The sequence below is a fragment of the Kitasatospora sp. Ki12 genome, from assembly GCF_054601375.1.
In genome coordinates this window covers 922,479-936,567 of record NZ_BAAIHT010000003.1, presented here as the reverse complement: position 1 = coordinate 936,567, position 14,089 = coordinate 922,479, and the positions used below count along the sequence as shown (strand labels likewise).

Annotated in this window: 13 protein-coding genes; 7 read left to right on the top strand and 6 right to left on the bottom strand. The window is 74.5% G+C overall.

Features of this window, described 5'->3' with window-relative positions; genetic code table 11:
- Window positions 1-246: 246 nt before the first annotated feature.
- From ACYP53_RS34705 to ftsH, 3 genes are all read left to right on the top strand, one after another.
- A complete protein-coding gene (locus ACYP53_RS34705) occupies window positions 247-1,866 on the top strand; it encodes an alpha/beta hydrolase (RefSeq protein ID WP_459650394.1) in 1,620 nt (539 codons plus the stop codon).
- Window positions 1,867-2,052: 186 nt separating this feature from the next.
- On the top strand, window positions 2,053-2,712 hold the full coding sequence (locus ACYP53_RS34700; protein ID WP_459650393.1) for a mycothiol-dependent nitroreductase Rv2466c family protein: 660 nt from the start codon (window positions 2,053-2,055) through the stop codon (window positions 2,710-2,712).
- Between the two features lie 108 nt (window positions 2,713-2,820).
- Window positions 2,821-4,905 carry an ATP-dependent zinc metalloprotease FtsH gene (ftsH, locus tag ACYP53_RS34695; protein ID WP_189917683.1) on the top strand — a complete coding sequence of 695 codons (2,085 nt, stop codon included), beginning with the start codon at window positions 2,821-2,823 and terminating at the stop codon, window positions 4,903-4,905.
- Here the strand turns inward: ftsH and ACYP53_RS34690 are convergent.
- A complete protein-coding gene (locus tag ACYP53_RS34690; protein WP_189917685.1) occupies window positions 4,902-5,351 on the bottom strand; it encodes an Lrp/AsnC family transcriptional regulator in 450 nt (149 codons plus the stop codon). The genes ftsH and ACYP53_RS34690 overlap by 4 nt on opposite strands.
- A gap of 76 nt (window positions 5,352-5,427) precedes the next feature.
- Between ACYP53_RS34690 and ACYP53_RS34685 the strand changes: the two genes are divergently transcribed.
- On the top strand, window positions 5,428-6,372 hold the full coding sequence (locus tag ACYP53_RS34685) for an SMP-30/gluconolactonase/LRE family protein (RefSeq protein WP_189917931.1): 945 nt from the start codon (window positions 5,428-5,430) through the stop codon (window positions 6,370-6,372).
- 34 nt (window positions 6,373-6,406) lie between these two features.
- Here ACYP53_RS34685 and ACYP53_RS34680 read toward each other — a convergent pair whose 3' ends face one another.
- Together ACYP53_RS34680 and ACYP53_RS34675 are read right to left on the bottom strand one after the other, a co-directional pair.
- On the bottom strand, window positions 6,407-6,937 hold the full coding sequence (locus ACYP53_RS34680) for an STM3941 family protein (protein WP_459650392.1): 531 nt from the start codon (window positions 6,935-6,937) through the stop codon (window positions 6,407-6,409).
- A 66-nt stretch (window positions 6,938-7,003) separates the two neighbouring features.
- The gene (locus ACYP53_RS34675) at window positions 7,004-7,462 is read right to left on the bottom strand and encodes a hypothetical protein (RefSeq protein ID WP_459650391.1); all 459 of its coding nucleotides are present in this window, start codon (window positions 7,460-7,462) and stop codon (window positions 7,004-7,006) included.
- Window positions 7,463-7,615: 153 nt separating this feature from the next.
- Here ACYP53_RS34675 and ACYP53_RS34670 point away from each other — a divergent pair, with 153 nt between their 5' ends.
- Both ACYP53_RS34670 and ACYP53_RS34665 read left to right on the top strand, forming a co-directional pair.
- Window positions 7,616-8,383 carry an SDR family NAD(P)-dependent oxidoreductase gene (locus tag ACYP53_RS34670; RefSeq protein WP_229928708.1) on the top strand — a complete coding sequence of 256 codons (768 nt, stop codon included), beginning with the start codon at window positions 7,616-7,618 and terminating at the stop codon, window positions 8,381-8,383.
- A 136-nt stretch (window positions 8,384-8,519) separates the two neighbouring features.
- Entirely contained in the window at window positions 8,520-9,800 is a 1,281-nt protein-coding gene (locus ACYP53_RS34665) for a nucleotide disphospho-sugar-binding domain-containing protein (RefSeq protein WP_459650390.1), read from the top strand.
- A 39-nt stretch (window positions 9,801-9,839) separates the two neighbouring features.
- Here the strand turns inward: ACYP53_RS34665 and ACYP53_RS34660 are convergent, their stop codons facing one another.
- From ACYP53_RS34660 to ACYP53_RS34650, 3 genes are all read right to left on the bottom strand, one after another.
- Complete coding sequence (locus tag ACYP53_RS34660; protein WP_459650389.1) at window positions 9,840-10,556, bottom strand: hypothetical protein; 717 nt, start codon at window positions 10,554-10,556, stop codon at window positions 9,840-9,842.
- Between the two features lie 225 nt (window positions 10,557-10,781).
- The gene (locus ACYP53_RS34655) at window positions 10,782-12,455 is read right to left on the bottom strand and encodes a DUF885 domain-containing protein (RefSeq protein ID WP_459650388.1); all 1,674 of its coding nucleotides are present in this window, start codon (window positions 12,453-12,455) and stop codon (window positions 10,782-10,784) included.
- A gap of 261 nt (window positions 12,456-12,716) precedes the next feature.
- Entirely contained in the window at window positions 12,717-13,145 is a 429-nt protein-coding gene (locus ACYP53_RS34650; protein ID WP_189917696.1) for a DUF5997 family protein, read from the bottom strand.
- 58 nt (window positions 13,146-13,203) lie between these two features.
- Here ACYP53_RS34650 and ACYP53_RS34645 point away from each other — a divergent pair, with 58 nt between their 5' ends.
- A complete protein-coding gene (locus ACYP53_RS34645; RefSeq protein WP_459650387.1) occupies window positions 13,204-14,037 on the top strand; it encodes a LysR family substrate-binding domain-containing protein in 834 nt (277 codons plus the stop codon).
- The last annotated feature ends 52 nt before the right edge of the window (window positions 14,038-14,089 follow it).

Genomic DNA, 14,089 nt, shown 5'->3' with positions numbered 1-14,089 from the left:
CCGTGCCGAGGTTCCGGTGCCCGATGCGGGCGGACGGCGGTAAGGGTGCCACCGGGCGGGGCGGTTGAACCCTCACCCGGGTGGCCGATGGCAGAGCGGGTGGCGCGCGCCGTCCGTCCGGAGGCTTCCGGCAGGCAGCGGGGGTACCCGGCGCCTAGGGTCTGTCGTGCGTCGACCGGGCTGCGCGCCGGGCGCACGCCGCCGCGCGCCGGGGTGACCGGCCCTCCCGAGAGGTGGACCCGCCCCATGCACACCGTCGTCCGCGGTGCCGGAGCGCTCGGCCTGGCCGCGCTCCTGCTCACCGCCACCGGCTGCCAGGGCGAGGGTTCGTCCGTCGCCGAGCCCGCGCCCACCTCCCCGGTCACCGGCAGCTCCGCGACGGCCACCTCCGCGACCGGCGCCTCCGCGACCGGCACCTCCGCACCCGCCACCGGGCTCGCCGCCCAGCAGCCGGCCTGGCACGCCTGCGCCGCCCCCAGCACCGCCCAGGGCGGCGGCACCGCGCCCGCCGCCGACTGGCAGTGCGCCACCCTCAAGGCGCCGCTGGACCACACCAAGCCGGACGGGGCGACCATCGACCTCGCGCTGATCCGCAGCCGGGCCACGGACGAGCAGCACCGGATCGGCTCGCTGCTCTTCAACTTCGGCGGCCCCGGGGCCTCCGGCGTGGCCACCCTGCCCGCCCTCGCCCCGACCTACGCCTCCCTCAACACCCGTTACGACCTGGTGAGTTTCGACCCCCGCGGGGTCGGCGCCAGTGCCGGGGTGAGCTGCCTGGACGACCAGGCGACGGACGCCTCCGCGGCCGTGGACAGCACCCCCGAGGGCCCGGCCGCGGTGAAGGTCCTGGACGACAGCAACGCCCGGTTCGTCGCCGCCTGCGAGCACAACTCCGGGGCGGTGCTGCCGTACGTGGACACCGAGAGCGCCGCCCGCGACATGGACCTGATCCGCCAGGTGCTGGGCGACCCGAAGCTCTCCTACTTCGGCATCAGCTACGGCACCCAGCTCGGTGGCGTCTACGCCCACCTGTTCCCGCAGCAGGTCGGCCGGCTCGTGCTGGACTCGGTGGTCGACCCGACCAAGGACCCGCAGCAGTCCGCGCTCGGCCAGGCCCAGGGCTTCCAGCTCGCCCTCGACGACTTCATGAAGGCCTGCGCCACCGAGGTCGGCGCCTCCTGCCCGACGGGTGCGGGCGGCGACGAGGGCACCGCGAGGATCACCGCGCTGGTGCGGAAGCTGGAGCAGTCGCCGCTGCCCGCCAAGGACGGGCGGCAGCTCACCGAGACCCTGGCCGTCACCGGCATCGCCGGGGCCCTGTACAGCCAGCGGACCTGGCCCGTGCTGGCCGCCGGGCTGACCGAGGCGATGGAGCAGGGCTCGGGCACCACGCTGCTCCAGCTCGCCGACGGGCTGAACGGACGCGACGCGCAGGGCCACTACAGCAACCTGAACGCCGCGAACCGGGCGATCAGCTGTGTGGACGCCCGGCAGCGCTACTCGGACCAGGACGTCGAGCAGCAGCTGCCGCAGTTCCGTACCGCCTCGCCGGTGTTCGGCGCCTTCACCGCCTGGGGCCTGACGGGCTGTACCGGCTGGCCCGTCCCGGGCAAGGCCGACCACCCGGAGGTCACCGCCCCCGGAGCCGCCCCGATCCTGGTGGTCGGCACCACCGGCGACCCGGCCACCCCGGTCGAGGGCGCCCGGGCGATGGCGCAGCAGCTCGGCGCGGGCGTCGGCGTCACCGTCACCCTGCAGGGCGAGGGCCACGGCGGCTACAACACCGGCAACCCCTGCCTGAAGCAGACCGTGGACGCCTACCTGCTGGACGGCACGGTGCCCGCGGACGGGACGACCTGCAGCTGAGCGGCCCGCTCGGCCGGGAGAGCGGGCGGCCGGGAGAGCGGGCGGACGGAGAGCGGGCGGCCGGGAGAGCGGGCGGACGGGCGGCGGGAACCGTCCGCGGAGTGCGATAGCGGGGCAAAGTGGCCCAATGAAATGTGATCAGATTGGCTCTTTGGAGCGGTCCACTTGGCCGCTAGGCTCTTCGACGTGACGAACACCGAGACGAACACCAAGACGAACACCAAGACCGCCGAGACGACGAAGCCCACCAAGGTCGACTTCTACTTCGACCCCGTCTGCCCCTTCGCCTGGATCACCTCGCGGTGGATCCTGGAGGTCGACCGCCACCGCGAGCTCGACCTCAACTTCCGGGTGATGAGCCTGTCCGTGCTCAACGAGGGCCGCACCGACCTGCCCGAGCGCTACCAGCGCCTGATGACCACCGGCTGGGGCCCCGTCCGGGTCTGCATCGCGGCCGCCGAGAAGCACGGCGCGCACGTCCTGCGCGACCTGTACACCGAGCTGGGCACCCGCCTGCACGACCAGGACCGGGCCGCCGACGACACCCTGATCAGGGAGGCGCTGGTCGCGGCCGGCCTGCCCGAGGAGCTGGCCGACGCAGCGAACAGCACCGAGTACGACATCGCGCTGCGCAAGAGCCACCACGAGGGCATGGACCCGGTGGGCGAGGAGGTCGGCACGCCGACCATCCACGTGGACGGCGTCGCCTTCTTCGGTCCGGTGCTGACCGCGATACCGCGCGGGGAGGACGCCGTGCGGGTCTTCGAGGGCGTCCGGCTGCTGGCCGGCTACCCGAAGTTCTTCGAGCTCAAGCGGACCCGGACGGGCTCGCTCGACTTCTCCTGACCGGCCCGGGGTGACCACTGACGGCCCTCCGGACTCCCGTCCGGGCGCTGAGCGTCCGACCATGGAGACGGAGGCCCGGGTGGTCCCCCCGAGAGGCGGTGAGCGTGGATGATCGTACGAATCCGGCTGCGCGCCGCCCGTCACCCCGCGACACCGCCGAAACGCGGCCCCGACTGGACCCCGCGCCCCGGCCGGGGACCGGCCCAGAACCCGAGGCAGAACCCGAGGCAGGGCTCCGGCCGAGGGCCCGGCCGCCCCGGCCCCGGCGGGCCGACCCAGTCCCCGCCGCCCTCCTGGCGGCGCTGGCTGCTGCCCGTCGCCGTCCTGGTGACCCTGCTCCTGCTGGTGCTCTTCGCCAACCCCGGCAAGCCCGGCACCCGCTACGGCTACACCGACTTCCTGAACCGGGTCGACGCCGGCCAGGTCCGGACGGTGGACGTCAGCGACACCGGCGGGGTGAGCGGCACGCTCAAGGACGGCACCCGCTTCACCTCCCAGATCCCCACCGCCCTGGACACCTCCCAGCTCAGCCGCGCGCTCGGCGACCAGCACGTGACCGTCACCGGCACCCGCTCCGGCGGCAGCTCGATCTGGTCCACCCTGCTGCTGTTCCTCCCGCTGCTGCTCTTCGGCGGGCTCTTCCTCTGGTCCGGCCGGATGGCCGCCCGCTCGCTGGGCGGCGGGCTGAGCACCATCGGCCGCTCCCGGGCGAAGATCATCGAGGCCGAGCGGCCGGACACCGGCTTCGCCGACGTCGCCGGGTACGAGGGGGTGAAGCAGGAGGTCAGCGAGGTGGTCGACTTCCTGCGCAACCCGGAGCGGTACGTCGCCGCCGGGGCCAAGGGGCCGCGCGGGGTGATCATGGTGGGGCCGCCGGGCACCGGCAAGACCCTGCTGGCCCGGGCCGTCGCGGGGGAGGCCGAGGTGCCGTTCCTGTCCGTGACCGGCTCCGGCTTCGTGGAGATGTTCGTCGGCGTCGGCGCCTCCCGGGTCCGCGACCTGTTCGACGAGGCCCGCAAGCGCGCGCCGTCGATCGTCTTCATCGACGAGATCGACGCCGTCGGCGCCCGCCGCGCGGGCGGCACCCGGATCGGCGGCAACGACGAGCGCGAACAGACCCTGAACCAGCTGCTCGCCGAGATGGACGGCTTCGACCAGAGCACCGGCATCGTCGTCATCGCCGCCACCAACCGGCCCGACGCCCTCGACCCCGCGCTGCTGCGCCCCGGCCGCTTCGACCGGCAGGTCACCGTGCCGCTGCCCAACCAGGCCGAGCGGGCCGCCATCCTCGCCGTGCACGCCCGCGGCAAGACCCTCGCCCCGGACGCCGACCTCGACCGGATCGCCCGCGGCACCCCCGGCTTCTCCGGCGCCGACCTCGCCAACCTGCTCAACGAGGCCGCCATCAACGCCGTCCGCGCCCAGCGCGCCACCCTCACCGCCGCCGACCTCGACGACGCCCGCGACCGGGTGCTGCTCGGCCGCCGCGAGTCCTCCAACGCGCTGCTCCCGGACGAGCGGCACGCCGTCGCCGTGCACGAGTCCGGACACGCCCTGATGGCCGCGCTGTGCGAACACGCCGACCCGGTCGCCAAGGTGACCATCCTCCCGGCCGGCGTCGCCCTCGGCGCCACCGAGCAACTGCCCGAAGCCGAGCGGCACCTCTACAGCGAGGGCTACCTGACCGACCTGCTCACCGTCCAACTCGGCGGCCGGGCAGCCGAACTGGTGGTCTTCGGCGAGGGCTCGACGGGCGCCGCCAACGACCTCGCCAACGCCACCTCGGTCGCCACCCGGATGGTCCGCGAGTTCGGCCTCTCCCCGGAGCTCGGCCCGGTCGGCTACTCCAGCGGCAGTCCGCACTACCTCGGTGACAGCCCCGAGGACCTGCTGCGCCGCCCCTACTCCGAGCAGACCCAGCGCGCGGTGGACGAGGCGGTCGCGGGCCTGCTGCGCGCCGCCGAGCGCCGGGCCGTCGGCCTGCTGACCGAACACCGGCACCACCTGGACGAGTTGGCGGACCTGCTGGTCGCCCAGGAGACCGTGGACGGTGCGCGCGTGCTCGACATCCTGACCCACCCGGCGCCGGCCGAGCGGCCGCCGCCGGCCGATCAGCCGGTGCCGCTGGAACACCCGGTGTCGCTGGAGAAGCCACGAACGGCCGGTCCCGAGGAGCGAACCGCGGATTCCTAAGGCGCGGGCGGCCGTTCGAAGAAGGTCTCGAGGACGACGGTCGCCTGGGTGCCGCTCACGCCCTCGATCGCGTAGAGCCGGCGCAGCACGTCCTGGAGCTGCTCGGTGGTCGCCGTCCGCACCTTGACCAGCACCGAGGCGCTGCCCGCGATGATGTGCGCCTCCTCGATCTCGGGTATCGCGGCGAAGGCCCGGGCCGAATCCCCCATCCAGGCCGAGGAGTCCACCATCACGAAGGACAGCACCCCGAGCCCGAGGCTCCGCGGGTCCACCTCCACCGTGGTGCGGCGCACGACCCCGCGCTCGCGCAGTTTGCGCACCCGTTCGTGTGCTGCCGCCGTGGAGAGGCCCACGGCCTTGCCGAGGGCCGCGTACGCCTGCCCGGCGTCCTGCTGGAGCAGGGCGAGCAGCGCGCGGTCGGTGTCGTCGAGGTGATCGGAGGCCATGGTGGGACCATACCGCGTTCTGGCATACTCCAGGTCGTCGGAACAACATTCGGTCAACGACCATTCGGGGTGGATGATGTCTGGTTCCATCGAGTTCGGGCTGTACGAGATCCTGGACGACCGGTTCCGCCGGTGCGCCAACGGGGACACCCGGCTGGAGAAGCTGTACGGGGACTGCCGCTGGGCCGAGGGCCCGCTCTACCTGCCGGCCTGGCGCCAGGTGATCTGGAGCGACATCCCCAACGACCGCCTGCTGCGCTGGGACGAGGCCACCGGCACGGTCGGCGTCTTCCGCTCCCCGGCCGGCCACCCCAACGGCAACACCCTCGACCGCGAGGGCCGCCTGATCAGCTGTGAGCAGGGCAACCGCCGGGTCACCCGCACCGAGCACGACGGCCGGATCACCGTCCTCGCCGACCGCTACCGGGGCAAGCGGCTCAACTCGCCCAACGACGCGGTGGTCCGCTCGGACGGCGCGATCTGGTTCTCCGACCCGGACTTCGGCATCACCACCGACTACGAGGGCCACCGCGCCGAATCCGAAATCGGCGCCCGCAACGTCTACCGGATCGACCCGCACACCGGTGAGGTGCGGCTCGCCGCCGAGGACTTCGAGGGGCCGAACGGACTGGTGTTCTCGCTCGACGAGCGGCAGCTCTACGTCAACGACAGCCGGGCCGGGCACATCCGGGTCTTCGACGTCCGGGAGGACGGCACCCTCGACGGCGACCGGATCTTCGTCAAGGGCGGCGAGGGCCCGGCCGGGCGGGTCCGCTTCGACAACATCCGCTTCGACGTCGACGGGCGGCTCTGGGCGGCCGCCTTCGGCGACGGCGTCCACTGCTACGCGCCCGACGGCACGCTCATCGGCCGGATCCTCGTGCCCGAGCCCGTCTCCAACCTCACCTTCGGCGGCCCGAAGAACAACCGGCTGTTCATCACGGCCACCACCTCGCTGTACTCCCTGGTGACGACGATGACGGGCACCCACCGCGTCGCCGGCCCCGAGCGGTCGCACTGACCGGGCCCTCGCACCCGACCTTCTGGAACAAGCTTTAGCCCGCGACGACCAGCGCCGGGTGCTGGTGGCGCATGGCGTCGACGACCGCCTCGGGGCCGACCGGCAGGGTGGTCGTGGAGATGTTGGCCGGGCCGTAGCCCATGCCCCGGTTCGCGGCGGCGGTCGCCCGGACGATCCGCGGGGCCCGGGCCAGGTACCCGGCGGGGTCGGCCAGGAGCAGCTCGATCATGGGCTGGGCGGCGCCCCTGACGGTGATCACCCGGATCCGGACCGCGGCGATCTCGTTCCAGGCGATCCGGCCGAGCTGGACGTGGTCCAGGCCGGCCGGGTCCAGCACCAGCTCGGGCCGGCCCCGGACGAGCCGGCTGGCGCACACCACGGCGCAGAGCCCGAAGAACGGCACCGCGAGCCCGCCGGCGACCACGGCCTTCACCGACTCGCCGTCCCCCGTCAGCAGGACCGCGCCCGCGGCCACGAAGGCCAGCGAGCCGATGAGGACGAGGACCATCCGGAGCGGGGAGGAGCGGTACACGGTCGGCGGCACGGCCGCGGTCTGATCAGTCACGCGGGACAAGGTACCGGTGGCGATCCGGGCCCGGCCGCCGGGGCCGGGCAGGTGGGCGCGGTGGCGCTACCAGGGGATGGTGATGGTCGGGGGGTTGAACAGGAACCAGACGACCAGGAGCGCCGGCAGGGCGAGGTGGCCGAGGACGGGGCCGAGCATCGCGCAGCGCCAGCGGCGCTGCGGGGTGGATTGCTGGCCGGCGACGGCCGCGCCGAGGAGCGCGGTGAAGAGGACCAGGGCGATCAGGATCAGGGTCGCGCTGCCGGAGTCCCGGCGGGCGACGGCGGTCTGCTCGTGGGCGTCCTGCCAGATGACGGACAGCAGCCACCCGTCCGTCGTCGCGGTGAGCGCGCCCAGCACCACGGCGAGCAGGCTGTCGAAGGTCTCGCTGCCCCGGCCCTTGAGGCCCGTACCCCCGGCGCCCGTCTGCGCGGCGCCCGTACCCCCGTCACCCGTCTGCCCGGTGCCCGTGTGCTTGATCCCCGTGTGCTTGGTGCCCGTGCCTTTGATGTGCGTGCGCGCCACTGTGCCATCCCCCCGGTGTGGGGCCGTTCGCGTGTCTCGCTACGGTACCGGGGAGCGGGCACGGGCCCGAAGGGGCGGGAACGCCCCGAGGCCGAGTCGTGACCGAGGCACGGGTGGCCGACGCACCGTCGGCCCGGGTACGAGGGGGACGAAGTGACGGGGGAACAGCTCGCGGTGGTGTCCGGCGGGGGGACCGGGATCGGCCGGGCGATCGCGGCCCGGCTGGCCGGGGACGGGTACCGGGTGGTGGTCGTCGGGCGGCGGGCGGCCGTGCTGGAGCAGGCCCGGGAGGAGATCGAGTGGACGGTGGGGCCGGGCCGGATCGTTCCGGTGGTGGCCGATCTGACCGACCCGGAGGCGGTCGGCGCGGCGGCGGCCCGGATCGCCGGACTCGGGCCGGTGGACGCGCTGGTGAACAACGCGGGCGCGATCATCACCCCGCCCGAGGACGGGGGCCTGGCCGCCCTGGCCCGCTCCTGGCGGCACGACCTGGACGTCAACCTGCTGACCGCCGTCCTGCTGACCACCGCCCTGCAGGACGCGTTCCGCCGCCCGGGCGGGCGGCTGGTCGTGATCAGCTCGGCGGCGGCCCAGCGCGGCGGGGCGGGCCCGCACTCGGCCGGTTCGTACGCCGCCGCGAAGGCCGCCCTGCACGGCTGGGCCTTCGGTCTGGCACGGCAGTTGGGGCCGGACGGGATCACCGTCAACGTGGTCGCGCCCGGCTACATCGAGGAGACCGAGATCTTCGGCTCCCGGTGGAGCGAGGACTTCCACGCCCGGAAGGTGGCCGACACCCTGGTCGGCCGGGCGGGCACCCCCGCGGACGTGGCCGACGCGGTCGCCTACCTGGTCTCCCCGGCGGCCGGGTACGTCACCGGCCAGGTCGTCGGCGTCAACGGTGGTGCGGTGCTCGGGCGCTGACGCGTTCACGGCTGCGGTCGCCGTCCCCGGCGCCGCCGCGTTCATCGATCGTCAACCGGGCGTCCCTACGGTGGGGACCGACCACGAACCGTCTTCGACCCGGGAGCCTCCGCTGTCCAGGATCATCACCACCGCCATGCCCGCCCACGGCCACACCAGCCCGCTGCTGGCCGTCTCCGCCGACCTCGCCGCCCGGGGGCACGAGGTGGTGTTCCTCGGCGGCTCGCGGTTCGCCGCGGCGGCGGAACGGGCGGGGGCGCGGTTCGTCGCGCTGCCCGCCGGCGCGGACTTCGACGACCGCGACCTCGACACGAGCTTCCCCGGACGGTCGAGCCTGCCGCCGGGCCCGGAGCGGATCGCGTTCGACGTGCGGCACGTGTTCGTCGACCCGATCCCCGCCCAGTACCGGGCCCTGCTCGCGCTGCTGGCGGAGTTCCCGGCCGACGCCGTGGTCGCGGACGCCTTCCTGCAGGGCGCGCTGCCGCTGGCGCTGGCCCGGCCGCGCTCGGAGCGTCCGGCGCTGATCAGCCTCGGGGTCACCCCGTCGATGCTGCCGAGCGTCGACACCGCGCCCTTCGGGCTCGCGCTGCCGCCGCTGCCGGGGGAGGAGGGCCGGGCCCGCAACCGGGCCCTGCAGGAGGAGGCGGACCGGCGCGGCGAGCCGCTGCGCGCGTACGCCGAGAAGGTGTACGAGGGGCTGGGCGTCCGGCTGCCGGAGGGGCCGCGCGGGCGGGCCGTGGTGACGGTGCCGGACCACTTCCTGCAGTTGACCGTGCCCGGGTTCGAGTACCCGCGCAGCGACGCCCCGGAGGGCTTCCGGCTGATCGGCGCGCTGCCTGGGCTGGTCGGGGCCGAGCAGCCGCTGCCGTCCTGGTGGGACGAGCTGACCGACGGGCGGCCGGTGGTCGTGGTGACGCAGGGGACGCTGGCCAACGCCGACCTCGGGGAACTGGTGGCCCCGACCGTCACCGCGCTGGCGGGGCGGGACGTGCTGGTGGTGGCCGCCACCGGCCGCCCGGACGGGCCGGGGGAGCTGGCCGAGCTGTTCGGCGGCGCGCTGCCGGGGAACGTGCGCGCCGTCGACTACGTCCCGTTCGAGCGGCTGCTGCCGCACACCGACGTGCTGGTCAGCAACGGCGGCTACGGCGGGGTGCAGACCGCGCTGCGGTACGGGGTGCCGCTGGTGGTGGCCGGGGCGAGCGAGGACAAGCCGGAGGTGGCGGCCCGGGTGCAGTGGTCGGGGGTGGGGCTTGACCTGCGGACGGGCCGGCCGGCCGCGGCGGGGGTCGGCGCCGCCGTCGACCGGGTGCTCGCCGAGGGCCGGTTCCGCGAGCAGGCCCGCGCGCTGGGCGCGGAGCTCGCGGCGCACCGGCCGTTCGACACCATCGCCGAGCTGGTGGAGTCCGCGGGCCGCTGACCCTGCCTGCCGGTCGCCCGGCGGCGGCCTGGCGCCCGGTCAGTCGCCGTCGGCGTCCGCTTCGGTGGTCGGCGTGCCGCCGGACTTGAGGCCGAGTTTGACCTCGGCCGTCGTCCAGTCGGTGGCGATCGCCTGCTGGGCGGCGGCGAGGGTGACCTGACCCTTGCAGATCGCGGTGTGCAGGTGGGTCTCCACCGAGTCCTTGGGGTTGTTCGGGCCCTTGCCCGGGACGTGGCCGGGGGAGGGCGGCTGGATCCAGAGGTTGCGCGCGTCGTTGGGGTCGCCGCCGAGCTGGAGGCTGATCAGGTGGTCGTACTCGGCGTCGCCCATCGGGCCGGTGTAGCCGTAGGACTTGGCGTTCTCGGCCTTCTCCTTGCCGGTGAGGTTCGCCGGCGGGCGGATGGTCGAGGTGTAGCCGCCCTGCTTGCAGATGGTGTCCTTGAGGTTGTCCTGGCTGACCGCGGGACTGAGCGCGCCGGGAGTGCAGTTCGGGTCGGGCAGCGGCTGCTTGTCCGCGGTGTAGCGGTAGTGGCAGCTGCCCGCGGCGGGCTGCGGCTGGACCTCGTAGGAGCTCTTCGGACCGGCGCCGGTGACGATCGCGGCCGGGGCGGGCTGGGCCGCGTCACCGGCCGCCGCCGGGGCGGAGCCGTGGGCGGACCCCTTGGCGGGGTGACCGCCGCCGGACGAGCAGCCTGCGGCGGCGGCGAGCAGGACGGCCGCGGCCACGGCCAGGGCGTGGCGGGCGGGAGCCGGCACGGTTCCTCCATCTGGGTGTGCGTGGGTCGCGGGCGCCGGGGTGCCGGGGACCGCGCCAGCGGACACTACCGTGTCGACAGGGCCGAAAGGGTGACGCCACGTCCGGGCGGGTGAAGCCTTTGCCGGGCGCGCGGAACCGTTTCCGCACCACCGGGGTCGCGGAGGGGCCCGCGGCCCGGCCCGGCCCGGCTCCCGCCGTGGCCCGGGCCGTCGGTCGCGGGGCGGCTACTGCGCCGCGATCCAGTCCGAGACCAGCTCGTCCAGCACCGCCAGCGGCAGGCTGCCGTGCCCGATCAGCTGGTGGTGGAACTCCCTGACGTCGAACCGGGCGCCCAGCGCGGCCTGCGCCCGCTCGCGGTGCCGGACGAGCTCCCGACGGCCGATCAGGTAGGCGGTGGCCTGGCCCGGCCAGGCGAGGTAGCGGTCGATCTCGTTGCGGACGTTGGCCTCGGGGGTCGCGGTGTTGTCCCGCATGAAGTCCATCGCCCGCTGCCGGGACCAGCCGTAGTGGTGCATCCCGGTGTCCACCACCAGGCGCACCGCCCGCAGCGCGTCCATCGAGAGCATGCCGAAGCGGGAGAGGTCCGAGCCGTACAGCCCCATCTCGTCGGCGAGCCGCTCGGTGTACAGGCCCCAGCCCTCGACGTGCGCGGTCAGCTGGCCGCTCGGCTTCTGCCGGAACAGCGGCAGGTGGTGCAGGGTCTGCGCGACGGCGATCTGCAGGTGGTGGCCGGGGATGCTCTCGTGGAAGGCGATCGCCTCGTACTCGTAGCTGAACCGGGTCTCCGGGCGCAGCGTGTTGATCCAGTGGGTGCCGGGCCGCTCGCCCGGGCCCGGCGGCTGGTAGTAGGCCAGCGGCGCGGTCTCCGCCTCGATCGGGTCGATCTCCCTGGTCACGCAGTCGGCGATCGGGTACGGGCGGAACCAGTCCGCCGAGGCGCGGCGGGCCCGTTCCAGGGCGCCGTCCACCAGGGCGATGATCTCGGCCGCGCTGCCGAAGCGCAGCGAACGGTCCTCGCGCAGCGCCGTCAGCACCGCCGCCGGGTCGGTGATGCCGAGCACCTTGCCGCCCAGCGCGGCGAACTCCTCGCGCAGCGCCTCGACCGTGTCCAGGCCGGTCCGGTGGATCTCCTCCGGGGTGAGCCCGGGGCGGGTGAAGCGGGAGACGGCGTCGGCGTAGCCCTCGGTGCCGCCCGGCACGTGGCAGACGCCGGCCCGGTCGTCGGGCCGGGCGCCGGGGGCCGACTGCTGGGCCAGCCCGGTCCGGTAGCGGGCGATCGCCGGGCGGACGGCGTCGCGCACGATCGTCAGGGCGCGCTCGAACTCCGGGCGGCCCTTCAGCGGGCGCAGCAGCGGGTCCTCGTCCGGGGCGGCCGCGAGGTGGGCGTCCAGCTGGGTGACGGCGGCGTCGACCCCGCTGCGCAGCGGGTGCCGGCCGTCGGCGGCGGCGTCCAGGGTGCGGCGCAGGACGGCGTCGTAGTAGCCGGGCAGGCCGGCGAGCCGTTCGAGGTAGGCGTCGGCGCCCTCGTGGTCGACCGGGGCCATGGTGAGCGAGGTGACCGCCGTGTTGTGCGGGGCGACGATGGTGGCGGAGACGCTGAACTCGTCCAGCCCGTGGGCGAGTCGGCCGGTGCCGTTGTCGATCAGCCGGGCGAGGACCCGGTGGGTGGTGCGGTCCTCGCCGTTCAGTCCCTCCAGCGGGATCGCGGCCAGCCGGTCGGCGAGCGCCCGCAGCACCTCGCGGTGGTGCCGGTCGGCGTCGCGCGAGGGATCGGGCAGCAGGTGGGCGTAGCCCTCGACGCCGCTGAGGGTCGCGTCGAACGGGTTGTGGGTGTTCTCGGCGGCGAAGTACTCGTCCGCCAGTGCGGCGAGTCCGGCGTGCTGCGGCTGCTCGATCATTGATCCCCCTGGTCCGGTGCGGTCGGAGCGGCACGGGACTCTCGGCCCCCGTCCCCGATCCCGCCGATTATTCGGAGTGCTCGACGCCATGGTCAATACGCGGTGGCGGGAGGGGAGTTCCACCCTCCGGGCGGCGCGCCCGGACACGACTGTGCCGACGCCCGTCGGAACGGACGTCGGCACAGTCGGCACAGTCGTCGCGCGGGCGTCTGACGACCCGCGCCGGAGCGCGGGCGGACGCCGGGAGCGTGCAGGCGGGGGTCAGCGGGCCTGGGCGGCCTTCGCCTCCTTGGCGGCCTTGGCCGCGGCCTCCTTCTCCTGCTTCTCCTTGATCCGCACGGCCTCCTTGCGGGCGTCCACCTGGTTGGCGCGCTCGTGCTGCAGCCAGAGCGGGTTCTCGGCCTTGATCGCGTCGATCTGCTCGGTGGTGAGCGCCTCGGTCACGCCGCCGCGGGCGAGGCCGGAGATGGAGATGCCGAGCTTGGCGGCGACCACCGGGCGCGGGTGCGGGCCGTTCTGGCGCAGGTCCTGGAGCCACTGCGGCGGCTCGGCCTGCAGAGCGTTGAGCTCCTCGCGGGAGACCACGCCCTCCTGGAAGTCGGCCGGCGCCGCAGCGAGGTAGATCCCCAGCTTCTTGGCCGCCGTGGCCGGCTTCATGGTCTGGCTGGTCTTCTGCTTGAGCGATGTCATGAGGACAAGGGTAAGGGAGCGCGCGGGCTCTTCCGGTCACGGTCGGTAGCCTTGCCCTGTGACAGACATGCAGGTGAACCCCTCCTTCCGGCTGGTGTACGTCCCGGGCGTGACCCCCGGCAAATGGGTCCGGGTCTGGGGCGAGCGACTCCCGGACGTCCCGCTCGACCTCCTCGCGGTGCCGGTCGGTGACGGCGAGCGCACCCTGCGCGAGGGCGGTGCGGACGCCGGGCTGGTCCGGCTGCCGGTCGACAAGGACGCGCTGAACGCGATCCCGCTGTACGCCGAGACCACCGTCGTGGTCTTCCCCAAGGACCACTGGCTCGCGGCCGCCGAGGAGGTCACGCCGGACGACCTCGCCGAGGAGGTGGTCTTCCACCCCCTCGACGACACCCTCGGCTTCACCGCCGACACCCTGCCCGGGCGCCCCGCGATCGCCCGGCCGGACACCACGGCGGACGCGATCGAGCTGGTCGCGGCCAACGTCGGCGTGCTCCTGGTGCCGCAGTCGCTCGCCCGGCTGCACCACCGCAAGGACCTCACCTACCGGCCGGTGCCGGACGCGCCGCAGTCCCAGGTGGCGCTGTCCTGGCCGCAGGAGGGCACCACCGACCTGGTGGAGGAGTTCATCGGGATCGTCCGCGGCCGTACGGTCAACAGCTCGCGCGGGCGCGGGGCCGGGGCGGCGGCCGCCGAGGCGCAGCCGAAGAAGGCGGCGGCGGGCCCGCGCAAGCCGCAACAGCAGCAGAAGGCGGGCGGCCAGAAGGCCGGCGGGGCGAAGGCGGGCGGGGCGAAGCAGGCGCCGCGGGCCGGCGGGCAGAAGCCCAAGCCGGCGGCCGGCGGCCGGGGCGCGGCGGCGGCCCGGCGCGGCAAGCCGAAGCGGCGCGGGTAGCCGCCGGTGGCGTAGCGTCGGCCCCGTTCCGTCGAGTCGTGGTGGGAGGAGC